Genomic DNA, 25,254 nt, shown 5'->3' on the forward strand with positions numbered 1-25,254 from the left:
CCTGGCTTTGAACCTGTTTATGATCTCGCGAGCCAGAGCGAGACAAGGCGTTGCGGCTGAGAAAGCGGAATGTACGAGTGGTACATGAGCATTTCGAAGCGGGTTTCAACGCCGTATCGCCAACGCGCAGCAGATCGTATGCGGGTTCTTAAAAACGCAGCTCGGCGGCCAGCATATAACTGCGGCCGCGCGCCGTGCTGTTGGGCGAAATGTCCGACGACTGCGACGGAAGCGAATTCAAGGTGTTCAGCGGCTCGGAATAGCTGCGGTTGGTCAGGTTGCGCACGCCGGCGCGGATCAGCCATTGCTTGTTGACGCGATAGCTGGCGTAAAGGTCGATGATCACCGGATTGGCCTTCCGCTCCTCCTTGAGGTAGGCGCTGGTGTCAGGGTCCTGCAACTGGTCCGGCGACAGCCGGCGGTTGGCGCCGTCGCGCTTGAACAGCGCGCCCACTTCCAGCTTGCGGTCCAGCCAGCGGCTGCCCAGGTCCAGCGTGTAGTACTCGTCCGGCAGTTCACTGACATTGCCGACGGAGAACATGCCGCTGGCGAAGGAGGTCGGCTGGCTGGTGTGCTCGCGGCTATAGGACAGCCGCGCGTAGGCGAAACCGGCGTCGTACTCCGCTTCCAGCTCGAAACCGCGGGTGCGCACCGGGGTCAGCGAATTGGTGTAGATGGTCATGCCGTCCATGTAGTCGTCGGAGGCGTTGGTCCAATACTCGTCATCTGTGCATTTACGCCCGCCCTTGCACACATTGAAGGACTGGCTGGAGATGTAATCGGCGATGCGGCTGCGGTAGAACAGCGCCTTGGTGCGCAGGGTGTCACGCTCGCTCAGCAGGCCGTGGAACATCGACGTCACGCCCAGCTGATAGGTTTCGGCGCGCTCGCTTTTCAGGAAGGGATTCATCGACTGGCCCCCGGAATTGGCGAAGAAGGCCTCTTGCGGATTCGGCCCGCGCATGGTGCGCGCATAGCTGGCGAAGGGCTGGAACCAGGGCTTGATCTCGGCGGACAGCAAGAGCGAGGGATTCAGCGCGCTTTCTTCCAGCTTGATGTCGGCCGCGCCTTGCGGGAAGCATTCCACCCGCGGATCGCAAGCCGGCTTGTGGCCGCTGAGCGCGAAGCGGCTGTAGTTGAGGTCGGCCTGCAGTGTGTAAATGCCGCGGCGGAACTCCAGGCCGGTGAACAGGCTGCGGATTTCCTGGCGGCCGGCCGGCGCGAAGATATTGTTTTCTATCGCCTGCTGGTTGGCGTCCGGGTTGCCGTCGGTGTTTTGCACCATGCTGTTCACATTGCGGGTAAAGCGGTTGCGCATCCACTTGCCGCCTACGCTCAGCGTGGCGTCGCCGCCGGCCAGGCTGAAGCGGCTGCTGTTGCGCGCTTCCAGCGCGTCGCCGATGTTATCGGTGCTGCTGTTGTAGAAGCTGAACAGCGAGTTGCGCTGGTAGGCCTGGCGGCCGCGGCCGTGGCTGGCCAGCACGGAAAAGTCCAGCCATTCCGAATGCGGGGTGTAGTTGTACTTCAGGTAGAAGTCGTCGCTCTGGATGTCTCGGCGCACGAAGTTGTTGCGGTAGCGCCGCGCCGACAGTTCCGCCTCGTGGACATCGCCTACGCGCAGATTGGCCTTGAACATCTGCGACTGCGGGTTCTGGGTGAAGTGCTCATCGTAGCCGAAACCGAAAGCCTCGCTGTCCACGCCCTGAGCGTTGCGGTAGTTGCCGCCTATCGAACTGCTGCTGATCGCGCCCAGCAGGCCCAAGCGCACGCCGGGCGCAAACTCCGTCCGCGCGGCGCCGGCAACCATGCCGCTGCGGCCCAGGCCGTTGCTGCCCACGCTGTATTTGAGGCGCGCGCCCTGTTGTTGGCCGTCCAAGATCACGTCGTCCACGCCCAGGGTGCGGAAGTTTGCGCTGCCCGCCAGCGCGTTGACGCCGCTGGCGCCGCCGCCAGTGCCGCGGTTGACGTCCACGCCGACAATGAAATTGGGATCGATCAGCGCGCCGAAGGAGCTTGACGGCGCTGCGCCGTGGCTCAAGGAGGACGGCGCCGAGCCGTAATAGTTCTGGCTGACGCCGTCTACCATGGTGTTGACCCGGCCCAGGCCGCTCAGGCCGCGGATATTGACGCTGACCGCGCCCTGACCGGGGTCTATCTGGGTATAGGTGCCGGGAATCCCGCGCAGGATGCTGTCCAGCGATTGCAGCTTGGTGTCCGCGCCGCGGCTGCTGACCGCGCCGGGTTTCTCCAGCGCGCGCTGCTCGTCGCTCAGCGCGTCTCCGGACACCACCAAGGGTTTGAACTCAACATTCCCCTGCCCGGCAACGCTTTCCGCCGCGCCGGCCGGGGCGGCTGCCACCGCCAGGGCGGCGCTGACCAGCCGGACCATCATTTTCTTTTTCACAAGCAAACTCTCCACAGTGGGCGCCGTCCGCCGCGTCAGGCGCGAAAACGGACGGCATGGAACAGGAGAGCCGCGAGCGGAACGGCCGGGCTTGGGGCGGAATGGGCATCGGGAAAAACTCCAGGCCGCCGCCGGCGCTGCCGGCGACGGACGTCAAGATCAGGTTCACAGCGGCGCTTGGGGCTGGACCGGCGGTTCGGCGTCCACCGTCAGCAGGAAGGCGTAATCGCGCGCCGCCGCCTCCAGCCGGTTCAGGCGGCCGGACTGGCCGCGATGGCCGGCCGTCATGTCGGTGAACAGCAGCAGGCGCTGGCCCGGCCATTGCCGCTCGCGCAGCTTGGCCACCCATTTGGCCGGCTCCCAGTACGGCACCTGGCCGTCGTGCAGGCCGGCGCTGACCAGCAGATGCGGATAACGCCGCGCGCCGACATTGTCGTAAGGGCTGTAAGCCTTGATCCAGCGGTAGGCGTCGGCCTGCTCCGGATTGCCCCACTCGCCGTATTCGCTGGTGGTCAGCGGCAGGCTCGGGTCCTGCATGGTGGAGAGCACGTCGACGAAGGGCACTTGCGCCACCACCGCGCGGAACAGTTCCGGCGCCTGGTTCATCGCCGCGGCCACCAGCAGGCCGCCGGCGCTGCCGCCCATCGCGTACAAGCGGCCGGGCGCGGCGTAGCCTAGGCGCAGCAGGCCGCGGCCGGCGTCGACGAAATCGTTGAAGCTGTTGGTCTTGAGCGCCAGCTTGCCCTGGCGGTGCCAGTCTTCGCCCAGTTCGCCGCCGCCGCGCACATGGACGATGGCGAACACGAAGCCGCGGTCCAGCAGGCTGAGCTGCTGGCTGCCGAAAGCGGCGTCCATGCTGGTGCCGTAAGCGCCGTAGCCGTAGGCCAGCAAGGGGCTGGCGCCCTTTCGGAACAAGGATTTGCGGTAGACCAGTGACACCGGCGCGCGCACGCCGTCGCGCATCGTCAGCCAGAGCCGCTCGCTGCGATAGTCCCCCGCCCGATAGCCGGCGACGGCCTTGCGCTGCAGCAGGCGGCTGCCGCCGCCGGCCATATCCCATTCATAGGTGGACGTCGGCATGCTCATCGAGGAGTAGCCGTAACGCAGGCGGCCGCTGTCCGGGTCCGGGTTGTAGGCCAGCCAGGCGCGGTAGCTCGGGTCCGGGAAAGCCAGACTGCGCTCGCCGCCGCCCTGCCAGGCGATGCGGCGGATGCGGGTCAGCCCGTCGGCGCGCTCCTTGACCACCAGATAGCGGCGGAACAGCTGGAAGCTGTCCAGTTCGCGCTTGGAGTCCGGCGCCAGCACCGTCTCCCAGTCCGCGCCCGGCGCCGCCGCGCGGTACAGGCCGAAGCGGCCGCCCGCGTGGTTGGAGCGCAGATAGAAACGGTCGCGGTAGTGATCCAGATAGTATTCGCGGCCGGGCTGGCGCGCGGCGAAGCGCCGCGGCGGCGCGTCCGGCGCGCGCGCGTCCAGCAGCCAGGTTTCCGAGCTGTCCGCGCTGCTGGCGATCAATTGCAGATAGCGGCGCGAGGCGGTGTTGGACAGGTTCAGCGAGAAAGCCTCGTCGTCCTCCTGATACAGCAGCGCGTCCCGGCTCTGCGGCTGGCCGGGCTGGTGGCGGTAGAGCTGGTAGGGGCGCAGGGTTTGCGGGTGCAGCTTGACGTAGAACAGGCTGCCGCCGTCGGCGCTCCACTGCAGGCTGCCGGAGGTCTGCTCCAGGGTTTCCGGCAGCCAGCGGCCGCTGGACAGGTCGCGCAACGACAGCCGCGCCGCGCCGCGCGCGCCCAGGTCTTCCGCCGCCGCCAGCATAGGCCGGCCGGCGGCCACGCTCCAGGCGCCCAAGCGGTAGTAGCGCTGGCCGGCGGCGCGCTCGGCTCCGTCCAGCAGCAGCTGCCAGCGGCCGCCGGCGGCGGGCTGGCGCTCCAGCCGCGGCTGCTGGCCGCCCGACGCATAGCTTTCGCGATAGCGCCAGCCGCCGTCGACGAAGGGCAGCGAGCTTTCGCGCTCGCCGACGCGCGCCCGCATCTCGGCCAGCAGCGTGCGGCGCAGCGGCTCGGCGGCCGCCAGCTGGGCCTCGGCGTAGCGGTTTTCCGCCTGCAGATGGGCCAGCACTTCGGGCCGGCTGCGGCTGTCGTCGCGCAGCCAGGCGTAGTCGTCGACGCGCACGTCGCCGTGCGCTTCCAGCTTTTGCGGCCGGCGCTCGGCTTGCGGCGGCGCTTCCGCAGACGCGGCCGGCGCGAACGCCAGCAAAACGCCGGCCAGCGCCGCCGCGGACAGATGGGAATCCAACTTCATGCGAACCTCGATTCAGAATGCGCGCGGCCAAAGCCGGCGCGGAAAACCAGACGGGTAGGCGCTACGGCGCCGACGAAACGGAATGCGCGCGCCTCTCACCGCCGTTCCGCAAGCGCGGCGGCGCGGTGAAGGACGGCTAAATCTCGCTCAGCTCGAAACGCATCGGCAGGCTGACGCTGACGCGGCCGCCCTTGAGCAAATCGGCCGGCGGCGCCGGCAAGGGCTGGGCGCGTTGCAACATGGCGGCGGCCTCCCGGTCCAGCGAGGCGGTGCCGGAGCCGGCCAGCTGTTGGCTGGACAAGACCCGGCCGTCGGCGTCGACGACGAAGCTCATCTTCACCACCCCGTCGCGGCGGCGGCGGCTGGCGTCTTCCGGATAACGGCGGAAGCGGGCCAGATGGCTTTGCACCCGGCCCTCCCAGCTCTGCTTCATCGCGCGCGCGGCGCCCTCGCTATTGAACGGCGCGGCGGTCGCGTCGCCGGCGTCGGCGCGCGGCGCGGCGCTGCTGCTGGCGGCCAGCGCGGATTGCGAGGTCTGCTCGCTGTCCCGCGCCTCGGCCTTGTCCGCCGGCTGTTCCCGGCTTCGCCGCGCCGCCAGCAGGCGCGGCGCTTCCGCTTCGGCCAGCTTGGGCAGCGGCTCCGGACGGCGCGCGGCCTTGGGACGGCTGGCGGCGGCGGCCAGGCTTTGCTGCGCGCCGGTGGGCAGCGGCCGGCTGGACGGCGCGGCGCTGACCTCCGCGGCCCAAACCCGCATCACCGCGGCCGGCGCGGCCGGAGCCGAAACCGGCTCGGCGACGGACAAGTACAGGCGCAGCGCCAACAGCGGCGCGCCCAGCGTCAGCAGGCAGGCGTTGCCCCAGCTGGCCAGCGGCTGCGGCGGGCGGTCCCATGCGGCTACGGCCATCTCAGCCTCCCTCGCGGGCGACCAGGCCGACGCTCAGATAGCCGGCCTCGCGCAAAGCGTCCATCACCGCCATCACGTCTTCGTAGCGCGCCTGGCGGTCGGCCTGGAAAAACAGCGGGGTGTCGCGGCGGCCGCCGCTGTCGCGGTCCAGCCGCCCGGCCAGTTCCGCCAGCGTCACCGGCTGCTTGCCCAGCAGCAAGGAACGGTCCTGGCTCATCGTCAGGTAGAGGGGTTTGTCCGGCCGCGGCTGCTGGCGCGCGCTGGAGGCCGGCAGTTCGACCCGGGTGTCCACGGTGGACAGCGGCGCCACCACCATGAAGATGATCAGCAGCACCAGCATCACGTCGATGAAGGGCGTGACGTTGATGTCGGACAGCTCCGCCAGCTCGTCGTCCTGGCGGACGGGAAAACCGCCGGCCATTCAAGCGGTCTCCGCGCGCGCGTCCAGCTCGCGGCTGAGCAGCAGCAGCGCCAGGCCGGCCGCCTGCTGGCTGCGGCCCTTCTGCCGCGCCAGCGCGCGGCTGAACAGGTTGTAGATCACCACGGCGGGGATGGCGGCCACCAGGCCGATGGCGGTGGCGAGCAAGGCCTCGGCGATGCCCGGGGCCACGGTGGCCAGCGAGCTGCTGCCGCTGCGGGCGATGCCGACGAAGCTGTTCATGATGCCCCACACGGTGCCGAACAGGCCGACGAAGGGCGCCACCGCGCCTATGGTGGCCAGCAGACCGATGCCGGCGGCCAGACGCCGCCCCTGCTCCGCCTGCCACTGTTCCAGCCGGAAGCCCACGCGCGCCTGCACGCTGTCGCGCGGCGCGCCGGCCGCGGACAGCCGCAGCTCGGCGTCGGCCTCGGCCAGCAAGCCGCGGGCCGGCTCGTGCGCCGGCAGCCCGGCGCTGCCGGCGCGGGCTTCGCTCAAGGTGGCGGCCTCGCCCAGCAGGCTGAGCGCGCGGCCGGTCGCGCGGCCGGCGCGCCACAGCGCCGCGCCCTTGACCAGCAGCACCACCCAGCAGGCCAGCGCCGCCAGCAACAGGCCCAGGATCACGGTCTTCACCACCGGATCGGCGGCGCGGTACATGCCCAGCGCGCTCAGGTCGGCCGGCAAGGCCGCGCCGGCTTCCGCCAGCGCCGTCAGCGGCCAGCACGCGCCTGCCAGCGCGCAGCCGGCAGCCGCTCGTTTCATGGTGTTCATCATCGGAAATTCCAGCGAAGGTTTATTTGTTTGAGTTGGAAATATTATACGTAATGAGAATCATTATCAAATTTTGACGCAACCCTCTCAGTGCCGGGCCGGCGCGACGAACCAGGCGTAATCGCCCTGGCGCGCGTCCAGCTTCATGCCCTCTTCCGCCAGGATCAGCACCTGCAGCGGCGCTTGCGGCCGCACATCGCGCACATGCAGCGGCACGCCGATGTCGGCGGCGGCGTGATAGGCGCCGGCGATCAGCATGGCCGGCGCCGGCGCGGCCAGCAGCCGTTCCGCCATGCGCCGGTCGCGCGCCTGCTGCACCGCCAGCATCGAGGCCAGGTGCTCGGCCTTGACCTGCCCACCGTGCTCCTCGCGGATCAGATCGCTCAGCTTGGCGCGCACCTCCGGCCGCGTGGAGAACTTGCCCGGCAGCTGCACCTGGCTGCGGTACACCGCCTGCATCTCGTTCTTGTCCAGATTGGCCGCCAGCAAGGGGTAAGGCGCGCGCAGCAAATGCTCGGCCAGGCCGCCGTACAAGGGCCACGGCCAGCCCGGCTGCCAGTCCACCGCCTGCGCCAGCGCCTTGCCGGACAGCGGCTGGCCGGCGCGCAGCCCGGCCTGGGTCTGCTCCACCTTGGCCTGCTGCGACGGCGTCAGCATTTCCAGCAACACGCTGCCCTGCGGCCGGCGCGCCGCCAACTCCGCCGCCAGCCAACGCTCGATGCGGTGGTGTTCGCGGTTGTCGTGCTTTTCCCCCACCAGCAAGCGCGGCGCCGGCGCCAGCCGTTGCAGCAATTGCGCCGGCTGCAGCGCTTCGCCGCTGCGCAGGTCCACGATGCGGCCGGGCGGATCGCCGGCCGGATCGGCCTCCTGCGACAGGGCGGCGCAGCCGCTCAGCAGGACGATGCCCAACAGCTTCCAGATTGATTTCATACGGCTTCCTCTCGCAGCGGCGCTTGGCGTAAAACCCGGCATTTTAGTTGCAATTGATTCTTATTATCAATACTTGCCATGCTAAAGGCATTGCCGCTGGCCCGCCGCGTAGCCTTCGGACGCGTCGCGGAAGTATCGCGGCCGCGACGCTTCGCGCGAGGCGCGATAAATTTCTTGAAACTAGACGACCGGTCTAGTAGACTTCAGCCCATGTCACGTCCCAACCAGTTTTCAGACACTCGCGAACACCTGCTGGCCACCGGCGAAGCCATCATCCTCGGCAAGAGCTTCTCCGCCGTGGGCCTGGCGGAAATCCTCGGCGCGGCCGGCGTGCCCAAGGGTTCGTTCTACCATTACTTCCGCAGCAAGGAAGGTTATGGCGTGGAACTGCTGCGCCGTTATTTCGAGAAATACGACGGCAGGCTGGTTAACTTTCTGTCCAAGGACGCCGGCAGCGCCCGCGATTGCCTGCTGCATTATTTCGACGGCTGGCTGGAAACCCACCGTTGCGATCAGCCGCAGCGCTGTTGCCTGGCGGTGAAGCTGGCGGCCGAGGTGTCCGACCTGTCCGAGCCGATGCGCGAGGCGCTGGCCGAAGGCATGGGCTTCGTGGTGCGCAATCTGGCCGCCTGCATCCGCCGCGGCCAGCAGGAAGGCTCGCTGGACGCCGCCCTGCTGCCGGACGAGACCGCCAGCGCGCTGTACAGCCTGTGGGTGGGCAGCGCGCTGCTGTTCAAGACCCAGCATTCGCGCGCGCCGCTGCTGGCGGCGATGGCGCACACGCAACAGATTCTGCGCGCGCCCTAGCCTTAAAAGGCCGCGCCCCCGCCCGCTCCCCGGAGCGGGTTATTTTGACATTACAACTAGACGACTGGTCTACTTTAAGGAGTCTGAATCATGAATTCAACGCTGGAACTGATGCAAGAGCACCGCAGCGTGCGCAGCTACCAGGACAAGCCCATTCCCGCCGAAGTGCTGGACGCGGTGCTGGACGCCGCCTGGAAAGGCCCCACCTCCATCAACGGCCAGCAAGTGACGCTGGTGGTGGTGCAGGACGCGGAACGCCGCCGCAAGATCGCGGAGATCGCCGGCGGCCAGCCGTGGATCGCCCAGGCGCCGGTCTTTGTCGCCATTGTTCCGGACTTCTACAAAACCCGGATCGGCGTGGAAAAGGCCGGCGCCGAGCAAGTGATACACAATAGCGTGGAAGCCTTCGCTGTCGGCGCGGTGGACGCCGGCATCGCGCTGGGCAACCTCATGACCGCGGCTCGTTCCGCCGGCCTCAGCGTGGTGCCCATCGGCGGCATCCGCCGCGATCCGCAAGCCATGGTGGAGCTGCTGGAACTGCCGGAGCTGACCTTCCCGCTGGTGGGCGTGGTGCTGGGCTACGCCGATCAGGACAGCGCGGTCAAGCCGCGACTGCCGCGCGCCAGCTTCGTGCATCGCGAGCGCTACCAGGCGGCGGAACTGCCTGCGATGATCGCGCAGTACGACGCCGCCATCATGGATTACTGGAAAAGCATACAGCGCGCCGACGGCCAGCCCTGGTCCGCCAACACCGCGCAGTACTACCGCAACGTGTATTTCCCGCAGGTCGCGCCGGTGGCGCGCAAACAGGGTTTCGGCTTCGATCTGTGATCGCGCCTCCCACTTTCTCCCGCTTAGAGCCAAGGAAACCGCAATGCAAGTCGACAAACTGTTCACCCCGCTGCGCGTAGGCGCCGTGACCCTGAAAAACCGCGTGGCGATGGCGCCGCTGACCCGGCTGCGCAACACCGAGCCGGGCGACGTGCCCACCGCGCTGGCGGAAACCTATTACGCCCAGCGCGCCGGCGCCGGCCTGATCGTGGCCGAAGGCACCCACATCTCCCCCACCGCCAAGGGCTACGCCGGCGCGCCGGGCATCTACAGCGAGGCGCAGGTGGAGGCCTGGACCAAGGTCAACGCCGCGGTCCACGCCAAGGGCGGGCTGACGGCGCTGCAGCTGTGGCACACCGGCCGCATCTCCCACCGCTCGCTGCAGCCGGACGGCGAAGCGCCGGTGGGGCCGTCGGCGATCCAGGCCGACAGCCGCACCAATATCCGCGCCGCCGACGGCAGCCTGGTGCGCGAGCAGTGCGACACCCCGCGCGCGCTGGAAGTGTCCGAGCTGGCCGACATTCTGGAAGACTACCGCCGCGCCACCGACAACGCGCGCCGCGCCGGCTTCGACCTGGTGGAAATCCACGGCGCCCACGGCTATCTGCTGGACCAGTTCCTGTCGCCGCAAGCCAATGTCCGCACCGACGAATACGGCGGCAGCGTGCAAAACCGCGCGCGCTTCCTGCTGGAAGTGGTGGACGCGGTGGTGTCGGAATGGGACGCCGACCACGTGGGCATCCGCATCTCGCCGCTGGGCGTCTTCAACGGCATCTCCAACACCGACCAATTGGAGATGGCGCTCTACCTGGCCGAGGAACTGGCCAAGCGCAAACTGGCCTTCCTGCACATTTCCGAACCGGACTGGGCCGGCGGCCCGGTGCTGGACGAGGGCTTCCGCCAGGCGCTGCGCCAGCGCTACCCGGGCGTGATCATAGGCGCCGGCGCCTATGACGCCGACAAGGCCGAAACCCTGATCCGCAAAGGTTATATCGACGCCGCCGCCTTCGGCCGCAGCTATATCGCCAATCCGGACCTGGCCGAGCGCCTGCAAAGCGGCGCGCCGCTGAACCCGCCGGACCCGGCCACCTTCTACGGCGGCGACGCGCGCGGTTACACCGACTACCCGGCGATGAACACCTAAGAACCTGTTTACGAGCTGCTGCGCGTCGGCGGGATGGTTGGACAAGGGCGTTGAAACCCGCTTCGAAATGCTCATGTACCACGCGTACATTCCGCTTTCTCAGCCGCAACGCCTTGTCTCGCCTTAGCTCGCGAGATCGTAAACACGTTCTAAGCCTACAGCCAGCCTCAAGCTCGCGGCGCGTCTCCCCTCCCCGGGGAGCGCGCCGCTTTTTCATTGCCGCACCCATCCGGGCTTGCCGGCCGGCTATTTTCCGCCCTCAGCCGATACCGGCCGCGTAAGCGAGCATTGACGGGCTTTTTACGCCCGGCCTGCGCCTTGACCGGGCAGCGGGCAGCTGTGCACAATCGCTGCCGTGCCGTTCCTCGCGGCACCGGACTTGGCCGTCCGGCGAACTACACTGCGAACAAGCGCTTGAGTCTTGCGTTTGGATCGCTGCACTCGTGCGCGCTCACAATGGCGGGCCGGGTGGGGACACCTTAACGGGTGTGCCGGAGTCGTGTAGTCCGGTCGGCCAACCCTGTTCGGTCTGCCACCTCCGCTTGGCCGTGGGGGTGGCAATGAAAAACCGCTACACGGAGGTGATCATGTCGATCAAAACCCCATCCCGCCGCCATTACCGTCCAGACCCGGACCCGACGTCCCGCGCGGAATTGCCGTTTGCAGCCAACGCGACCAACCGGCGCGGCGTCCATTGCTGGCAAGTTCCGCCGATAGACGACCAACACGCCGCGCATTTGCTGGGCCGCGAATTCGCAGGACATTTCATCAAGTATCTGCAGGACAATCCCGACGACGGGCTGCGAAACCTGCTCGCCCAAATCGCCGCGGACATAGACTTCAGCGACGACAGCGCCGCCAAAGGCTATTGGGAAGGCTTCTTCAGCCTGCTTGAGCAAGTGCTGGCGCTGACCACCTCGCTGCTGGACGTGTTCGACTACATAGACCGGCTCAACGCCCGGGAGGCCGCCGAACGCGCGTTAAAGCCCGTCGCCGCGCCCGGTACTTAACAATTTCAGCAAGCGCCGCGGCGCGCCGCCATGAAAAAAAGGAAGCCGCAAGGCTTCCTTTTTTTGGGTTCCGCGCCGAGCGCCGGAATCAGTTACGGCCGCAGCAGGCCTTGTACTTCTTGCCGCTGCCGCACGGGCAGACGTCGTTGCGGCCCACTTTGTCGCCGTCGCGGCGCACGGTGCTGGGCGCCTGCTCCTTGGCGCGCCAGTAGGTGTGAACCGCGGCCAGCGCTTCCAGCATTTCTTCCTTGTAGCCTTCGACTTCCTCGTCGCTGAAGGTCAGCAGATCTTCGCCGTCCTCTTGCTCGAAAGCGCCGCCCAACACCAGCATCGGCATCATCAGGCTTTCGAAGCCCTCGTCCTCGTCGGCCACTTCGAACCAGTCTGTGTCCACCACGTCCAGCGCGTAGAGGAAGGCGTTGGCCCACGGCCAGTAATCCGGCTCGTCGCTATCGCTGTCGTCTTCCGCGTACAGGATCAGGTCCAGTTCCTCGCCATTCGCCAGCGCGGCGGCGGTGGCGTCGTACAGCTTCTGCAGCAGGGTTTTCAGCTCGGCCGCATCGTCCGCGTTCTCAAAGGCCGGGGCGTCGCCCAGCACTTCTTCCAGCCAGAAATCAGCGTCCACCGCGTCCGGACCGCACGCCAGCGCGGCGAAAAAGCCCTGCACCTCGTCCGGGCGCATGGTGCTGCCGCTGGCGGACAAGGGGGTCAGCAGGTTTTCCAGACGCAGCAAATCGGCGTCGTTGAATACGGTAGTCATGGTGGATTCCTCAGCTTAAAGATCGGTCTGGCGGCATTGTAAGCCAAAAAGCCCCGGCAAGCCGGGGCTTTTGCACCCATTGTTTGAGTCGGGTCAGGCAGTGTTGCCTTCCGCCAAACTCAGCTTCTCCTTCATTTTCTCCCGCATCACGAACTTCTGGATCTTGCCGGTGATGGTCATCGGGAAACTATCGACGAATTCGATGTAGCGCGGAATCTTGTAATGCGCGATCTGCCCCTGGCAAAAAGCACGGATATCGTCCGCGCTGGCGCTTTCGCCGTCGCGCAGCCGGACCCACGCGCACAACTCCTCGCCGAAACGCTCGTCCGGCACCCCGATCACCTGTACCTCCTGGATTTTGGGGTGCCTATAGAGGAATTCTTCCACCTCGCGCGGATAGATGTTCTCGCCGCCGCGGATCACCATGTCCTTGACCCGGCCGACGATGTTGACATAGCCGTCGGCGTCCATCTCCGCCAAGTCGCCAGTGCGCATCCAGCCGGCGGCGTCTATCGCCTCGGCGGTTTTGGCCGGGTCGCCCCAATAGCCGGGCATCACCGAATAGCCGCGCGTGCACAACTCGCCGCTCTGGCCGCGCGGCACGATGCGCCCTTCCACGTCCACTATCTTCACCTCCACATGCGGGTGGATGCTCCCCACCGTGGCCACGCGCTTGTCTAGCGGCGTGTCGGTGGCGCTCTGGAAGCTCAGCGGGCTGGTCTCGGTCATGCCGTAACCTATGGTCACCTGGCTCATATTGAGCTGGCTGGTCACCCGCTTCATCACTTCGATAGGACACGGGCTGCCGGCCATGATGCCGGTGCGCAGCGTGGACACGTCGTAGTCGGAAAAATCCGGCCGGTCCAGCACCGAGATGAACATCGTCGGCACCCCGTGCAGGCCGGTGCAGCCCTCCTCCTGCACCGCGCGCAGCACCTCTTGCGCGTCGAAGCTCTCCGCCGGAAACACCATGGTCGCGCCATGAGTCAGGCACAGCAAGGTGCCCAGCACCATGCCGAAGCAGTGGTAGAGCGGCACCGGAATGCACAGCCGGTCGTCCGGGCCGAAGGCCATCGCCGCGCCGGCGAAGTAGGCGTTGTTCAGAATATTGTGATGGGTGAGCGTGGCGCCCTTGGGGCTGCCGGTGGTGCCGGAGGTGAACTGGATATTGATCACGTCGTCGAACTGCAGCGCCTCTCCCAGCGCTTGCAGGCCCGCCTTCTCCTCCGCCGACGGCGCGGCCATCAGGTCGGCGAAATTGAGCATGCCCGGCGTGCGCTGCTGCCCCAGGCGGATCACCATCTCCAGCTGCGGCATGGCGGCGGACTTGAGCCGGCCCGGCTCGCAGGCGGCCAGCTCCGGCAGCAGGTCCGCCGCCATCGCCAGGTAGTCGCTGCTCTTGAAGCTGGGCGACAGGATCAGCGCGCGGCAGCCCACCTTGCTCAGCGCGTATTCCAGCTCGGAGCGGCGGTAGGCCGGATTGATGTTGACCATGATCAGGCCGGCCTTGGCGGTGGCGAACTGGGTCAGCGCCCATTCGGCGTTGTTCTGCGACCAGATGCCGATGCGGTCGCCGGGCTTGAGCCCCAGCCGGATCAGGCCGCAGGCCAGCCGGTCCACCTGCTCGCGCAGTTCCTCGTAGCTCCAGCGTATCTGCTGGTGGCGCACCACCAGCGCCTCGCGGCGGGCGTGCTCGCGACAGGTCTGGTCGAACAACTGGCCTATGGTCTGGCCGATCAAGGGTTGCGGGCTGGCGCCGTGGACATAGCTGGGCAGGGTCATCTCATCTCTCTCCTGGTGGACGGTACGTATTGGTCTTGTTTTTTTCATTCATCCCACAAGTTGACGATTACGTAAACGTAAATCATGCTAGGGCTGAGAACGCGTTAAAAAAAAGCTACAATCGCCGCTTGCCCTGGAACACACTATGACCGAACCCGAATTCTTCAGCATCTCCGACCTGGCGCGCGATTTCGACGTCACCCTGCGCACCATCCGCTTCTACGAGGAACAGGGCCTGATAGAACCACAGCGCGACGGCCGCCAGCGGGTATTCAACCGCCGCGACCGCGCCCGGCTCAAGCTGATTCTGCGCGGCAAGCGCATCGGCCTGTCGCTGTCCGACATCCGCGAAATCCTGGACCTGTACGAACAGGCCCACGACGAGGCCGGCCAGTCGCAGAAATTGCTGGATCTGGTGCTGGAACGCCGCCGCCAGCTGGAAGAACAACGCCGCGACATCGACGCGGTGCTGGAAGAAATCACCCGCCTGGAAAGCCACTGCCGCACGGTGCTGGCGCAGCCGCCGGCCGCGCGCAGCGCCTGAGAACCTGTTTACAATCTGCTGCGCGTCGTGACGCGTGACACGGTGAGTACCACTTCGAAATGCTCATGTACCACTTGTACATTCCGCTTTCTCAGCCGTTTTCGCCTTAGCTCGCGAGATCGCAAACACGTTCCGATAGCGGCGAACCGGTTCAAAACCCCGCCTGCGCGAATGCGGCGGACATTGAGCCGGTTCACGATCAAGCAGACCATCAAGCCAACACCATCACCTCGGCCACCGGCCGGCGCGGCTTCTGCGGCCAATTGCCGCCCGCCGCCCGCCCCACCGTCACCAGCATCACCGGCAACTCGTCCGCGGTCAGGCCAAACTCCCGCGCCACCGCGGCCGCGTCGAAACCGCCCATCGCGCAACTGGCCAGGCCGCGCTCCTCCGCCGCCAGCAGCAAGACCATCGTCGCCAATGAGGCGGAACGGATCGCCTCGTCGCGCTGCGCGCGCGCGTCGTCCCGGTGCGCGCTCTCCGCCGCGCGCTGCCAACTGTCGCTGACCTCCGGCGGCAGAATGCCGGCCTCCACCGCCGGCCGCAGCGACGCCTCCAGCCCGCGATGCGCGTTCAGCGTGCCGCAGCAGATAAAGGTCACCGCCGCGTCCGCCACTTTTTGCTGGCCGTAGCTGGCCGCCTGCAAACGACGCTTGGCCCCGGCGCTGCGCACCGCGACGAACTTCCAGTTCTGCAAATGGTAGGCCGACGGCGCGCGGGTGGCGGCGTTCAGCAATTGCTCGATCTCCGCGTCCGCCAACACATGAGCGGGATCGAAATGATTGGCCGACACGCGGTTTTCCAACAGGTTTTGCAAAGCGCTCTTCATGAACAGATTCCTTTGAGTGATTTCTTCTGATTGATTCCATTACCGCTCAAGACCCGGCGCGCGCCGCGCCCGCCATCACTGAATTGCTCTCTGGCGGCGGCGCGGCCATGCTGCGCTGCACCGCCAGCACGCTGGCCAGCACCGTGGCCAGGCCGGCCAGCTGCAACAGCCCCAGTGCCTGCCCCAGCAGCAGCCAGCCCAGCAACACCGCGGTCAGCGGGCTGAGCAAGCCCAGCGAGGACACCGCCACCGGCGACAGCCGGCTCAGCCCGCGGAACCACAGCAAATAGGCCAGCAGCGCGCCGAACAGACAGAGATAGCCGTAGCCCAGCCACTGCGCCGCGCCCAACGCCGGTAAGGCCGGGTCCAGCGCCCAGGCCAGCGGCGCCAGCATCAGCCCGCCCAGGCCCAGCTGCCAGCCGGTCAAGGCGGCCAGCGGCGCGGCCGGTCGCCAGCGCCGGGTCAGATAGGTGCCGCTGGCCATCGCCGCCGCGCCGCCAGCATGCCCACGCCGTCCCAGACCGCGCCCGGCGACAACAGCAAGGCCGCCATGCCCGCCACCCCGGCCACGCTGGCCCAGGCGGCCACCCGCGCCGGACGGCGGCCGTCCAGCCCCCAGGCCAGGCCCATCACCAGCAGCGGCTGGATGGCGCCCAGCACCGCGGCCAGTCCGCCCGGCAAACGGTAGGCGGCCACGAACAACAGCGCCTGGAACACGCCGATGTTCAAGGCGGACAAGGTCAGCAGGCGGCCCCAGTCGCCGCGCCGCGGCAGATGGCGGCTGGCCAGGATCAGCAACAGGCCGGCCGGAAGCACCCGCAGCAAGGCGGCGGTGAACGGCCGGTCCGGCGGCAGCAGCTGGGTGGTGACGATATAGGTGGAGCCCCAGATCGCCGGAGCCAGCGCGGTCAACAACACATCGCTCCAACGGGAGGCCATCAGGCGCGCAGACATGGGCATTCCTTTCGCAATCGCTTATAATCGCATCGAAAACTGACTTGAATTCAAGATAACATTACCTTGAATTCAAGACAAATAAAATCTTGAATTCAAGATAAAGGAATGCGCATGACGCAACAGAACGCTGGCGACGCCGTGGACGCCATCCTGGCGCAATGGCACCGGGAACGACCGGACCTGGACGTGGCGCCGATGGGCCTGATCGGCCGGCTGCGCCGCTGCTCCATCCTGCTGCAGCACAGGCTGGACGCCACTTTCGAGCAATTCGGCCTCAGCGGCTGGGAGTTCGACGTGCTGGCCACGCTCAGGCGCGCCGGCGCGCCGCACAGCCTGGCGCCCACCGCGCTGTTCTCCTCGCTGATGATCAGCTCCGGCACCATGACCCACCGCTTGAAAGTGCTGGAAAGCAAGGGCTGGATCGACCGCCCCGCCTGCGCCGAGGACGCGCGCAGCACCCTGGTGCAACTGACCGCGAGCGGGCTGGAGCTGATAGACCGCGCCGTCACCGCCCACGTGGCCAACGAGCACGCCATCCTGTCCGGCCTCAACCAGCGCAGCCAGGACGCGCTGGACCGCAAGCTGGCGGAGTTGCTGGCGGAGTTGGAGCCGCCCAGGACATGACGCCCGCCTAATCTGCGCCCGCCTGCGGCCAAAGCGCGCCGCATGACTTAAAATCAGGGCTTGAGGCCGGCCCGACCGGGCGCGGCCGCCCCATTCCCGACGCCATGATAGAAAACCAAGCCATGCTGCTGGCGGTGTTCGAGCGGGCGGCGCTGATGTTGATGGCGCTGTTCTTCCTCACCCGCACCCGCCCGTTTCAACACCTGCTGCGCAAACAGGACCACAGCCCGGCCGAACTGGCGGCGGTGTCGCTGCTGTTCTGCCTGTTCGCCGTGTTCAGCACCTATACCGGCATTCCGGTGGACGGCTCGCTGGTCAATGTGCGCATCATCGCCATCCTGTCCGGCGGCATCCTGTTCGGCCCCTGGGTGGGCATACCGGCCGGCATCGTCTCCGGCCTGCACCGCTACCTGATCGACATCAACGGCTACACCTCGCTGCCCTGCCTGATCTCCAGCGTCTGCGCCGGCCTGCTGGCCACCTGGATCCACTGCCGCGCCGACAGAGGACGGCTGTGGCTGTACGGCATCCTGGCCGGCATGCTGTGCGAAGGGCTGACCATGGGTCTGATCCTGCTCTTGACCGAGCCGGCGGTGGGCGTGCCCATCGTCCGCCACATCGCCTTCCCTATGATTGTCGGCACCGTCTGCGTCGGCCTGATCATCAAGCTGGTGCAAGACCTCAACGACGAAAAAGAACTGCTGGCCGCGCGCCAGGCCAAGCTGGCGCTGACCATCGCCAACCGCACCCTGCCCTATTTCCAGAACCTGGACCGCGACGCCATGGTCCAGGTCTGCACCGTGATCCGCGACCAGCTGGACGCCGACGCGGTGGCCATCACCAACACCTCGGACGTGCTGGCCTACGTGGGCCTGGGCAAGGACTACTACGAGATGGACGAGCACTCCGCCATCGGCGCCATCACCCGCCAGGCCATCGCCGGCGACCAGATCATCATCGAGAACAATCTGCAGCAATATCACCTGGCGGACTTCCACTCGGTGATCATCATCCCGCTGCGCGAAAAAGCCGGCGTCAGCGGCACGCTGAAAATCTTCTACCGCAAGAGCCACGGCATCAGCACGCCGCTGCGCGAAGTGGCGGTGGGCCTGTCCCAGCTGATCTCCACCCAGATGGAAGTGTCGCGGGTCAAACAGCTGGAAGAGATGGCGCGCAAGGCGGAATTCAGCGCGCTGCAAAGCAAGATCAACCCGCACTTCCTGTTCAACGCCCTGAACGCCATCTCCTCTCTGATCCGCATCCAGCCGCAGCAGGCGCGCCAGCTGATCTCCAACCTGGCGGACTACCTGCGCTACAACCTGTCGCTGGGCGACCGGCTGATCGACATCCAGGAAGAACTGCAGCAAGTGCGCGACTACGTGGCGATAGAACAGGCGCGCTTCGGCGCCAAGCTGACGGTGGAGTTCGACATCGACGACGTCCACGTGCGCATCCCCAGCCTGCTGTTGCAGCCGCTGGTGGAAAACGCCATCCTGCACGGCATCCAGCCGCGCAAGGAGCCGGGCCGGGTCAGCATCGCGGTCAAGCGCGACGGCGACAAGGTGCATGTCTGCGTGCGCGACACCGGCTACGGCGTCAGCCAGGAAGTGCTGGACGGCGTGGCCGCCGGCACGCTGTCCAGCCGCAGCATAGGCCTGAGCAACGTCAACCAGCGGCTCAAGCTGCTGTACGGCGAGGGCTTGCGGCTAACCCGGCTGGAGCCCGGCACCGCCGTTTGTTTCGACCTGCCCGCCACCGAGGAGCCGGCATGCTGAAAGCCCTGATCGTGGAAGACGAATACCTGGCGCGCGAGGAACTGGCCTATTTGATCCGCGAGCACAGCCGCATCGACATCGTCGCCAGCGTGGAAGACGGGCTGGAAGCGTTCAAATTCCTGCAGGAACACGAAGTGGACGTGGTGTTTCTGGACATCAACATCCCGTCGATAGACGGCCTGCTGCTGGCCAAGAACCTGCACAAATCGTCGCGGCCGCCGCGCATCGTCTTCGTCACCGCTTACAAGGAGTTCGCGGTGGAAGCGTTTGAAGTCGAGGCTTTCGACTATATCCTCAAGCCCTACAACGAAGCCCGCATCATCAATCTGCTGGCCAAGCTGGAAGCGCAGACGCCGCCGGCCGCCGCCGCCGCGCCGGCCGAGGCCCCGGCCGCCAGCCGCACCGTCAATCTGGTCAAGGGCGACAGCCTCATCGTCACCCCCTGCGAACAGATCTACTACGCCGAGGCCGACGAGAAAGTCACCCTGGTCTATACCGCGCACGACCGCTACGTGATGTCGATGAGCATCAGCGAATTCGTCGCCCGCCTGCCGGCCGACAGCTTCTTCCGCTGCCACCGCTCCTACTGCGTCAACATCCACAAAATCCGCGAAATCGCTCCCTGGCTCAACAGCACCTACATCATCAAGCTGTACGAGCTGAAGGCGGAAATCCCGGTCAGCCGCAGCAATATCAAAGCGTTCCGGCAGTTGATGCATCTTTGAGCAAGATGCCCGAGCGCCCTTGCTAGAGAGCAGGCCAAACCTGGGATTTATCGCGCCGAACGGTATGAAAAAACGCATCCATGCGGACCGCGGCGGCGGCATGCTTGTCCAAAAGGCCATCCACTGCGGCGGGAAACATGCGGCGATCGCCCCGCAGATAATCATCCAACGACTCGACCCAATCGCCGACGCCAAACCAGTCATGCCGTCCATAGGCATGCGCGATAAGACAATGAACCAAGCTAAGAGACGCGCAGGCGGCGTCATAGCCGTGATGGGCGGCGAGAAAATCCGCCTCATCGCCGCTCAATACGAAACGATCCGACAAGGCCAGACCAAAATCGCTTAAATAAATCCGCTCGCCATCCGTCAGCAAATTAGCGAAATGCAGATCAAAATGCGCCATCCCCATCTTGCGCAGATCGGCGCACAACGCCTCTAACTGCAGCTCCATCGCCAGGATGGCCGAGGCGGCGGTCTCCCCCTGCCCCACTTTGCTCCCCAGCCACTGAAACAGCGTTTGCGGAACGTACTCCATGAACAAGAACAAAGACGAAGAGCTGTCCTGAATCGCCATCACTCTGCGGCGGATCGCCTCCTCGCCATCCCAATACGCGCAGTATGTCTCCAGGCTTTCCCAAGCAGCCAGGCTGATGCCGGTCGGTTCATCTCGCAAAACGCGCCAATGGTATAGCAGCGGGCAGCACGGGCTGTCGCCCCGCCGCGCCTGTTCGCTGACCAAACGGTGAGCGGCCAGCTCCCGCCATGCGCCAAAACCCACGGAACCGATGCCGTATTGGTAACGCAGCGGCAATTCAAAGTGATTTTCCGTCGACAAAAACCGGGAAGGCTCTAGCTCCAGATCCGTCAGCGCTATCCGTTTGACGAACACCGGCCTTCCATCCAGCCGTATCAACGCCCCTCGGCCTCCCATCCCAACATGAACCGGATCGCCGTTGGCCACCACGCTTTTGATTGTTTCATCGGACATCCGCCCCAAGCCGTCCGATAGGGCGTCGAACCCCTGCCATCTCTTATTGGCCTTAGCCATAATGCTCTTCATGCCTTCCAAGAAATCAGGCAAGGTAGATCATCCCACCAGCCATTAAGTTCACCCCATGAACCCGCCGCGATCCCCCTGCCGCAGCACAGCCCTGCGGACAGGCGAAAAACCCCTTTCCAAGCCCAGTCATTGACGCCTCCGAATCTGCACTTCATTCCGCGCCGCCTGCATCTCATGCCGCCGCCGCGCCCCCTACATAAGCACAGGCTTATAGTCACACCAACAGTAATGACTTTAAGCGAGCAGCGCCATGAACGCCTCAAGCAACACCATCCGCTACCGTACCCTGGCCGGCACCGTCCTCACCCAGTTCGCCCTCGGCTCCGTCTACACCTGGAGCCTGTTCAACGCCCAACTCTCCGCCAAGCTGTCGGAACCGGTCAGCCAAGTGGCTTTCGCCTTTGGCCTGCTCAGCCTGGCGCTGGCGGTGGCCTCGTCGCTGGCCGGCAAATTGCAGGAACGCTTCGGCGTGCAGCGCGTCACCCTGGGCGCCGGCCTGATGCTGGGCCTGGGCTTCTTCCTCACCGCCCAGGCCAATAATCTGGTCATGCTGTATCTGTGCGCCGGCGTGCTGGTGGGCCTGGCCGACGGCGCCGGCTACCTGCTGACGCTGTCCAACTGCGTCAAATGGTTCCCGGAGCGCAAGGGCCTGGTGTCCGCCTGCGCCATCGGCGCTTACGGCCTGGGCAGCCTGGGCTTCAAATACATCAATCTGGCGCTGCTGGCCCGCTTCAGCCTGGAAACCACCTTTGAACTGTGGGGCCTGATCGCCATGGCCATGGTGGTGGCCGGCAGCCTGCTGATGCGCGACGCGCCGCAGCAACAAGCCGCCGCGCAACAGAACGCCAGCCATGACTACACCCTGGCCGAGGCGATGCGCCAGCCGCAGTACTGGATGCTGGCGCTGATGTTCCTGACCGTGTGCATGAGCGGCCTGTACGTGATCGGCGTGGCCAAGGACATCGGCGAAAGCTATGTGCACCTGCCGGCGCTGACCGCCGCCAACGCCGTGGCGGTGATCGCCGTGGCCAATCTGTCCGGCCGCCTGGTGCTGGGCATCCTCTCCGACAAGATGCCGCGCATCCGGGTGATCACCATCGCCCAAGTGTCCGCGCTGGCCGGCATGCTGACCTTGTTGTTCGTGCCCCTGAACGCCACCCTGTTCTTCCTGGCCATCGCCTGCGTCGCCTTCAGCTTCGGCGGCACCATCACCGTCTACCCGTCGCTGGTCAGCGATTTCTTCGGCCTCAACAATCTGACCAAGAACTACGGCGTGATCTACCTGGGCTTCGGCATCGGCAGCATCGTCGGCTCCATCGTCGCTTCGCTGTTCGGCGGCTTCCTGGCCACCTTCCACCTGATCCTGGCGCTGTTGATCGTCGCGCTGCTGTTCTCGCTGACCATCCGTCAGCCGGGCAGCAGCAAGGAAGCGGAGTTCGAAGCCGAGCCGCATCTGGGCAAGGCCTGACTCCCTCGCCGCACTCTGCAACGCCCCCGCTTTGGGGGCGTTGTTGTTTGGGGAGCTTAGTGGCTGTCGCTGGTGGGTATCGCCTGCGGCTCCACCCACCCTACGCGCGACCGCTCGCCTTTTGGTAGGGTGGGTGGAGCGCAGCGATGCCCACGCGGAACCCCGCCGCGCAGAGAGGGGGCGTTGGATGCCTGACATGCTCGCTGGAGGGGATTGCTGGTGGGTATCGCCTGCGGCTCCACCCACCCTACGGGCTGCCGCTCGACTTTGGTAGGGTGGGTGGAGCGCAGCGATACCCACGCAGAACCCCGCTGCACTGAGCTGGATTCCGACGATGATTTTCTTTGCCGGGCTTCTCCGGCTTGACGCCCTTTCCCTCCTCCCCAACAATAGCCCCCGCGCCGCAGCAATCGCGGCGCTCGGGCTTAGTCTCCCGACTTGGACTTCTACCGCGGATGTGCTGTTTCCACAGTGCAACCGTTGCCATTGCTTTGCCTATTCGGGCGGGCCGTGGCAAGTGGCGCCCTCGCGGGCGCGCCGGTTTTAGTAGGAGTCCACCGGTAGACTAACTCTTGTCATGTGCCCGCCCTGCCGCTTTGCGGCATGGCCCTTCTGCTCAGGAGGTTGCAAATGGTAAAGCTTGTCCGTCCGGTGCTAGGCATCGAACTCACTTCGTCCGCTACTGAAACCCAAGACATCCGTCTGGACTCCGTATCCCAACTCCCGCCGCTAGGGCCGCGCTCGCGCTACCGTTTTGCCGGTCCCCACGCCAAAGACCTCAGCCTGCCCTTCATCCGCCGCATTGCTGGCCGCACTTATCCGCATTACTGGCAGCCGGCCGAGCCTAAGGATGAGTTCGAAGCCTGCGCCTTGGGCCGCCAATACGCCGCCCATCTGGCGCAGTTGCTGAAGCTCAACCGCCAGCACTCGGCGCGCGGACTGCTGTTCCGCATCGCCAGCGATATGGATTTCCGCGACCGTAGCCACCGCCGCAGCATGTGCAAAAGCTTCTTCAACTATCTGGAGATACTGCTGAACTTGGGGGCGCAACAGGTGGACCTGGCGCAGCATGTGGAGGCGCTGCAACGCTTCCATCTCAGCCTGGACGAGTTGGAAACCTTGCAGAGGAAGCCGCGTAGAAAGAAGAAGGGCTAAGAACGTGTTTACGATCTCGCGAGCTAAGGTGAGACAAGGCGAAAACAGCTGAGAAAGCGGAGTGTACACACGGTACATGAGCATTTCGAAGTTGTTTTCAACGTCGTATCACCGACGCGCAGCAGATCGTAAACAGGTTCTAAGGCCTATTGGCGCTGGAAACGGGAGCGGCTGGTGGGTATCGCCTACGGCTCCTCCCACCCTACGCGCAGTGGCTCGTCATGGGTAGGGAGGGTGGAGCGCAGCGATACCCACGCGGCTCCCCTCTCCTCCATAACCGCTGCCGCCTCAGCCCCGCCGCTTGGCCAGCCAGATATCCAGCTGGCGGGCAAAAGCCTGGCGGTCCGCCTGGCTCAAGGGCGGCGGGCCTTCGGTCTGCACGCCGCTGGCGCGCAGCGTGTCCATGAAATCCCGCATCGTCAACTGCGCGGCGATGGTGTCCGGCGAATACACATCGCCGCGCCAGTTCAGCGCCTGCGCGCCCTTGCCCAAGGCCTCGGACGCCAAGGGAATGTCGCCGGTGATCAAGAGATCGTTCGCCGCGATGCGGCGGACAATCTCGTTGTCCGCCACGTCAAAACCCTTGGGGACTTGCAAGGCGCGGATATTGGGCGCTTTCGGCACCGTCAGTAGCTGATTGGCGACAAACACCAGCTCCACGCCGGTGCGCTGCGCCGCCCGGCACAATGTTTCGCGGATCACCTTGGGACAGGCGTCCGCGTCCACCCATATCGTCATTGTCTGTTCTCTACATGCAAACCCGGCCATGATAACGGTTTCGCGCCGGTTTCCGTCGTTGCCATGTTGACGCTTACGTAAACGTAAGTAATGATAGAGCATATCACGCGAATTACGCGCGCCCATCAGAGGAGAGAAACCATGTACAGCAGCCTGCGCTTCGCCTTTGGCGACACCTACGACATGTTGCGTGAAACCGCGCGCGACTTCGCCCAAAGCGAAATCGCCCCGCGCGCCGCCGACATCGACCGCGACAACCTGTTCCCGGCCGATCTGTGGCGCAAGTTTGGCGACCTGGGCCTGCTGGGCATGACGGTGGACGAGCAGTACGGCGGCACCCAGATGGGCTATCTGGCCCATATGATCGCGATGGAAGAAATCAGCCGCGCCTCCGCCTCGGTGGGCCTGTCCTACGGCGCGCACTCCAATCTCTGCGTCAACCAGATCCACAAGAACGGCAACGACGAGCAAAAACGCCGGCTGCTGCCCAAGCTGGTGTCCGGCGAGCATGTCGGCGCGCTGGCGATGTCCGAGCCCAACGCCGGCTCCGACGTGGTCAGCATGAAGCTGAAGGCCGACAAGGCCGACGGCGGCTACCTGCTCAACGGCAGCAAGATGTGGATCACCAACGGCGGCGACGCGGACGTGATGGTGGTGTACGCCAAAACCGACGTCAACGCCGGCGCCAAGGGCATCACCGCCTTCATCGTGGAGCGCGGCTTCGCCGGCCTCAGCCACGGCAGCAAGCTGGACAAGCTGGGCATGCGCGGCTCCAACACCTACCCCATGTTCTTCGACAACTGTTTCGTGCCGGACGCCAATGTGCTGGGCGGCGAAGGCAACGGCGTCAAGGTGCTGATGAGCGGCCTGGACTACGAACGCGCGGTGCTGGCCGCCGGCCCGCTGGGCATCATGCAGGCCTGCATGGACATCACGGTGCCCTATCTGAACGACCGCAAACAGTTTGGCCAGGCCATCGGCGATTTCCAGCTAATGCAGGGCAAGCTGGCGGATATGTACGTCAAGCTGTCCGCCAGCCGCGCCTATGTCTACGCGGTGGGCCAGGCGCTGGACCGCGGCGAAACCGGCCGCCAGACCCGCAAGGACGCCGCCGGCGCGATTCTGTACGCGGCGGAGGGCGCCACCCAGATGGCGCTGGACGCCATCCAGTGCCTGGGCGGCAACGGCTACATCAATGAATACGCGACTGGCCGGCTGCTGCGCGACGCCAAGCTGTACGAGATCGGCGCCGGCACCAGCGAGATTCGTCGTTGGTTGATAGGCCGCGAGCTGATGGCGGAAACCCGGTAGTCCCGGCGG

23 protein-coding genes and 1 pseudogene are annotated in these 25,254 nt (G+C 65.8%); 12 read left to right on the plus strand and 12 right to left on the minus strand.

Annotation, left to right across the window (positions count from 1 at the left end):
* Window positions 1-148: 148 nt before the first annotated feature.
* Both JW897_RS07620 and JW897_RS07625 read right to left on the minus strand, forming a co-directional pair.
* Complete coding sequence (locus tag JW897_RS07620; protein WP_205465702.1) at window positions 149-2,404, minus strand: TonB-dependent receptor domain-containing protein; 2,256 nt, start codon at window positions 2,402-2,404, stop codon at window positions 149-151.
* A 165-nt stretch (window positions 2,405-2,569) separates the two neighbouring features.
* Window positions 2,570-4,699 (minus strand): S9 family peptidase, encoded by a 2,130-nt coding sequence (locus JW897_RS07625; RefSeq protein WP_205465703.1) that lies wholly within the window; start codon window positions 4,697-4,699, stop codon window positions 2,570-2,572.
* A gap of 17 nt (window positions 4,700-4,716) precedes the next feature.
* On the opposite strand from JW897_RS07625, the gene JW897_RS24495 reads away from it, so the two are divergent.
* Window positions 4,717-4,839, plus strand: a complete 123-nt coding sequence (locus JW897_RS24495; RefSeq protein WP_255360656.1) for a hypothetical protein — start codon at window positions 4,717-4,719, stop codon at window positions 4,837-4,839.
* Here JW897_RS24495 and JW897_RS07630 read toward each other — a convergent pair.
* The 4 genes from JW897_RS07630 to JW897_RS07645 form a co-directional block, all read right to left on the minus strand.
* Window positions 4,836-5,603, minus strand: a complete 768-nt coding sequence (locus tag JW897_RS07630; RefSeq protein ID WP_205465704.1) for an energy transducer TonB — start codon at window positions 5,601-5,603, stop codon at window positions 4,836-4,838. The two genes, JW897_RS24495 and JW897_RS07630, sit on opposite strands and share 4 nt — an antisense overlap.
* Window position 5,604: 1 nt before the next feature.
* The gene (exbD, locus tag JW897_RS07635) at window positions 5,605-6,024 is read right to left on the minus strand and encodes a TonB system transport protein ExbD (protein ID WP_205465705.1); all 420 of its coding nucleotides are present in this window, start codon (window positions 6,022-6,024) and stop codon (window positions 5,605-5,607) included.
* The gene (gene exbB / locus JW897_RS07640) at window positions 6,025-6,783 is read right to left on the minus strand and encodes a tonB-system energizer ExbB (protein ID WP_240352113.1); all 759 of its coding nucleotides are present in this window, start codon (window positions 6,781-6,783) and stop codon (window positions 6,025-6,027) included.
* A 96-nt stretch (window positions 6,784-6,879) separates the two neighbouring features.
* Complete coding sequence (locus tag JW897_RS07645; RefSeq protein ID WP_205465706.1) at window positions 6,880-7,722, minus strand: ChaN family lipoprotein; 843 nt, start codon at window positions 7,720-7,722, stop codon at window positions 6,880-6,882.
* A 210-nt stretch (window positions 7,723-7,932) separates the two neighbouring features.
* On the opposite strand from JW897_RS07645, the gene JW897_RS07650 reads away from it, so the two are divergent.
* The 4 genes from JW897_RS07650 (at window position 7,933) to JW897_RS07665 (ending at window position 11,514) form a co-directional block, all read left to right on the plus strand.
* Window positions 7,933-8,529, plus strand: a complete 597-nt coding sequence (locus tag JW897_RS07650) for a TetR/AcrR family transcriptional regulator (RefSeq protein ID WP_048414567.1) — start codon at window positions 7,933-7,935, stop codon at window positions 8,527-8,529.
* A 90-nt stretch (window positions 8,530-8,619) separates the two neighbouring features.
* The gene (locus tag JW897_RS07655) at window positions 8,620-9,360 is read left to right on the plus strand and encodes an NADPH-dependent oxidoreductase (RefSeq protein ID WP_048414568.1); all 741 of its coding nucleotides are present in this window, start codon (window positions 8,620-8,622) and stop codon (window positions 9,358-9,360) included.
* A gap of 43 nt (window positions 9,361-9,403) precedes the next feature.
* Window positions 9,404-10,504, plus strand: a complete 1,101-nt coding sequence (gene nemA / locus JW897_RS07660) for an N-ethylmaleimide reductase (RefSeq protein WP_048414569.1) — start codon at window positions 9,404-9,406, stop codon at window positions 10,502-10,504.
* A gap of 587 nt (window positions 10,505-11,091) precedes the next feature.
* Window positions 11,092-11,514 carry a hypothetical protein gene (locus JW897_RS07665; RefSeq protein ID WP_156187871.1) on the plus strand — a complete coding sequence of 141 codons (423 nt, stop codon included), beginning with the start codon at window positions 11,092-11,094 and terminating at the stop codon, window positions 11,512-11,514.
* Between the two features lie 88 nt (window positions 11,515-11,602).
* On the opposite strand, the gene JW897_RS24500 is transcribed toward JW897_RS07665, so the two are convergent.
* Together JW897_RS24500 and JW897_RS07675 are read right to left on the minus strand one after the other, a co-directional pair.
* A complete protein-coding gene (locus JW897_RS24500) occupies window positions 11,603-12,274 on the minus strand; it encodes a UPF0149 family protein (protein WP_048414571.1) in 672 nt (223 codons plus the stop codon).
* A 93-nt stretch (window positions 12,275-12,367) separates the two neighbouring features.
* Window positions 12,368-14,056 (minus strand): AMP-binding protein, encoded by a 1,689-nt coding sequence (locus JW897_RS07675; protein WP_205465707.1) that lies wholly within the window; start codon window positions 14,054-14,056, stop codon window positions 12,368-12,370.
* 145 nt (window positions 14,057-14,201) lie between these two features.
* Between JW897_RS07675 and JW897_RS07680 the strand changes: the two genes are divergently transcribed.
* Window positions 14,202-14,600 carry a MerR family transcriptional regulator gene (locus JW897_RS07680; RefSeq protein WP_048414573.1) on the plus strand — a complete coding sequence of 133 codons (399 nt, stop codon included), beginning with the start codon at window positions 14,202-14,204 and terminating at the stop codon, window positions 14,598-14,600.
* A gap of 211 nt (window positions 14,601-14,811) precedes the next feature.
* Here the strand turns inward: JW897_RS07680 and JW897_RS07685 are convergent, their stop codons facing one another.
* Entirely contained in the window at window positions 14,812-15,429 is a 618-nt protein-coding gene (locus JW897_RS07685) for a nitroreductase family protein (RefSeq protein ID WP_205465708.1), read from the minus strand.
* A 46-nt stretch (window positions 15,430-15,475) separates the two neighbouring features.
* Window positions 15,476-16,368 (minus strand): annotated as a pseudogene (locus tag JW897_RS07690) (EamA family transporter).
* Window positions 16,369-16,497: 129 nt separating this feature from the next.
* Between JW897_RS07690 and JW897_RS07695 the strand changes: the two are divergent.
* The 3 genes from JW897_RS07695 (at window position 16,498) to JW897_RS07705 (ending at window position 19,510) form a co-directional block, all read left to right on the plus strand.
* Window positions 16,498-17,010 (plus strand): MarR family winged helix-turn-helix transcriptional regulator, encoded by a 513-nt coding sequence (locus JW897_RS07695; RefSeq protein ID WP_205465709.1) that lies wholly within the window; start codon window positions 16,498-16,500, stop codon window positions 17,008-17,010.
* 104 nt (window positions 17,011-17,114) lie between these two features.
* Complete coding sequence (locus JW897_RS07700; RefSeq protein ID WP_161523365.1) at window positions 17,115-18,785, plus strand: sensor histidine kinase; 1,671 nt, start codon at window positions 17,115-17,117, stop codon at window positions 18,783-18,785.
* The gene (locus tag JW897_RS07705; protein WP_275899847.1) at window positions 18,779-19,510 is read left to right on the plus strand and encodes a LytR/AlgR family response regulator transcription factor; all 732 of its coding nucleotides are present in this window, start codon (window positions 18,779-18,781) and stop codon (window positions 19,508-19,510) included. Before JW897_RS07700 ends, JW897_RS07705 begins: the two co-directional genes overlap by 7 nt.
* A 22-nt stretch (window positions 19,511-19,532) precedes the next feature.
* On the opposite strand, the gene JW897_RS07710 is transcribed toward JW897_RS07705, so the two are convergent.
* A complete protein-coding gene (locus JW897_RS07710) occupies window positions 19,533-20,594 on the minus strand; it encodes a protein kinase family protein (protein WP_205465710.1) in 1,062 nt (353 codons plus the stop codon).
* A gap of 229 nt (window positions 20,595-20,823) precedes the next feature.
* Here JW897_RS07710 and JW897_RS07715 point away from each other — a divergent pair, with 229 nt between their 5' ends.
* A complete protein-coding gene (locus JW897_RS07715) occupies window positions 20,824-22,041 on the plus strand; it encodes an L-lactate MFS transporter (protein ID WP_205465711.1) in 1,218 nt (405 codons plus the stop codon).
* Between the two features lie 630 nt (window positions 22,042-22,671).
* A complete protein-coding gene (locus JW897_RS07720; protein ID WP_205465712.1) occupies window positions 22,672-23,196 on the plus strand; it encodes a hypothetical protein in 525 nt (174 codons plus the stop codon).
* A gap of 288 nt (window positions 23,197-23,484) precedes the next feature.
* Here the strand turns inward: JW897_RS07720 and JW897_RS07725 are convergent, their stop codons facing one another.
* Window positions 23,485-23,934, minus strand: a complete 450-nt coding sequence (locus tag JW897_RS07725) for a YaiI/YqxD family protein (protein WP_043593836.1) — start codon at window positions 23,932-23,934, stop codon at window positions 23,485-23,487.
* A gap of 141 nt (window positions 23,935-24,075) precedes the next feature.
* Here JW897_RS07725 and JW897_RS07730 point away from each other — a divergent pair, with 141 nt between their 5' ends.
* Window positions 24,076-25,245: an isovaleryl-CoA dehydrogenase gene (locus tag JW897_RS07730; protein ID WP_107731916.1), complete on the plus strand. Its 1,170-nt coding sequence runs from the start codon at window positions 24,076-24,078 to the stop codon at window positions 25,243-25,245.
* Window positions 25,246-25,254: the final 9 nt, after the last annotated feature.

Origin of the sequence: Chromobacterium alkanivorans (assembly GCF_016937655.1) — a bacterium.
Taxonomy (GTDB): domain Bacteria; phylum Pseudomonadota; class Gammaproteobacteria; order Burkholderiales; family Chromobacteriaceae; genus Chromobacterium; species Chromobacterium alkanivorans.

Coding starts and splice junctions, on each gene's coding strand:
- nemA (WP_048414569.1), top strand. CDS start 9,404: ATGCAAGTCGACAAACTGTTCACCCCGCTGCGCGTAGGCGCCGTGACC.
- JW897_RS07645 (WP_205465706.1), bottom strand. CDS start 7,722: ATGAAATCAATCTGGAAGCTGTTGGGCATCGTCCTGCTGAGCGGCTGC.
- JW897_RS07630 (WP_205465704.1), bottom strand. CDS start 5,603: ATGGCCGTAGCCGCATGGGACCGCCCGCCGCAGCCGCTGGCCAGCTGG.
- JW897_RS07695 (WP_205465709.1), top strand. CDS start 16,498: ATGACGCAACAGAACGCTGGCGACGCCGTGGACGCCATCCTGGCGCAA.
- JW897_RS24495 (WP_255360656.1), top strand. CDS start 4,717: ATGCGCGCGGCCAAAGCCGGCGCGGAAAACCAGACGGGTAGGCGCTAC.
- JW897_RS07625 (WP_205465703.1), bottom strand. CDS start 4,699: ATGAAGTTGGATTCCCATCTGTCCGCGGCGGCGCTGGCCGGCGTTTTG.
- JW897_RS07650 (WP_048414567.1), top strand. CDS start 7,933: ATGTCACGTCCCAACCAGTTTTCAGACACTCGCGAACACCTGCTGGCC.
- JW897_RS07700 (WP_161523365.1), top strand. CDS start 17,115: ATGATAGAAAACCAAGCCATGCTGCTGGCGGTGTTCGAGCGGGCGGCG.
- JW897_RS07705 (WP_275899847.1), top strand. CDS start 18,779: ATGCTGAAAGCCCTGATCGTGGAAGACGAATACCTGGCGCGCGAGGAA.
- JW897_RS07655 (WP_048414568.1), top strand. CDS start 8,620: ATGAATTCAACGCTGGAACTGATGCAAGAGCACCGCAGCGTGCGCAGC.
- JW897_RS07715 (WP_205465711.1), top strand. CDS start 20,824: ATGAACGCCTCAAGCAACACCATCCGCTACCGTACCCTGGCCGGCACC.
- JW897_RS07680 (WP_048414573.1), top strand. CDS start 14,202: ATGACCGAACCCGAATTCTTCAGCATCTCCGACCTGGCGCGCGATTTC.
- JW897_RS07665 (WP_156187871.1), top strand. CDS start 11,092: ATGTCGATCAAAACCCCATCCCGCCGCCATTACCGTCCAGACCCGGAC.
- JW897_RS07675 (WP_205465707.1), bottom strand. CDS start 14,056: ATGACCCTGCCCAGCTATGTCCACGGCGCCAGCCCGCAACCCTTGATC.
- JW897_RS07720 (WP_205465712.1), top strand. CDS start 22,672: ATGGTAAAGCTTGTCCGTCCGGTGCTAGGCATCGAACTCACTTCGTCC.
- JW897_RS07685 (WP_205465708.1), bottom strand. CDS start 15,429: ATGAAGAGCGCTTTGCAAAACCTGTTGGAAAACCGCGTGTCGGCCAAT.
- JW897_RS24500 (WP_048414571.1), bottom strand. CDS start 12,274: ATGACTACCGTATTCAACGACGCCGATTTGCTGCGTCTGGAAAACCTG.
- exbB (WP_240352113.1), bottom strand. CDS start 6,783: ATGAAACGAGCGGCTGCCGGCTGCGCGCTGGCAGGCGCGTGCTGGCCG.
- exbD (WP_205465705.1), bottom strand. CDS start 6,024: ATGGCCGGCGGTTTTCCCGTCCGCCAGGACGACGAGCTGGCGGAGCTG.
- JW897_RS07725 (WP_043593836.1), bottom strand. CDS start 23,934: ATGACGATATGGGTGGACGCGGACGCCTGTCCCAAGGTGATCCGCGAA.
- JW897_RS07730 (WP_107731916.1), top strand. CDS start 24,076: ATGTACAGCAGCCTGCGCTTCGCCTTTGGCGACACCTACGACATGTTG.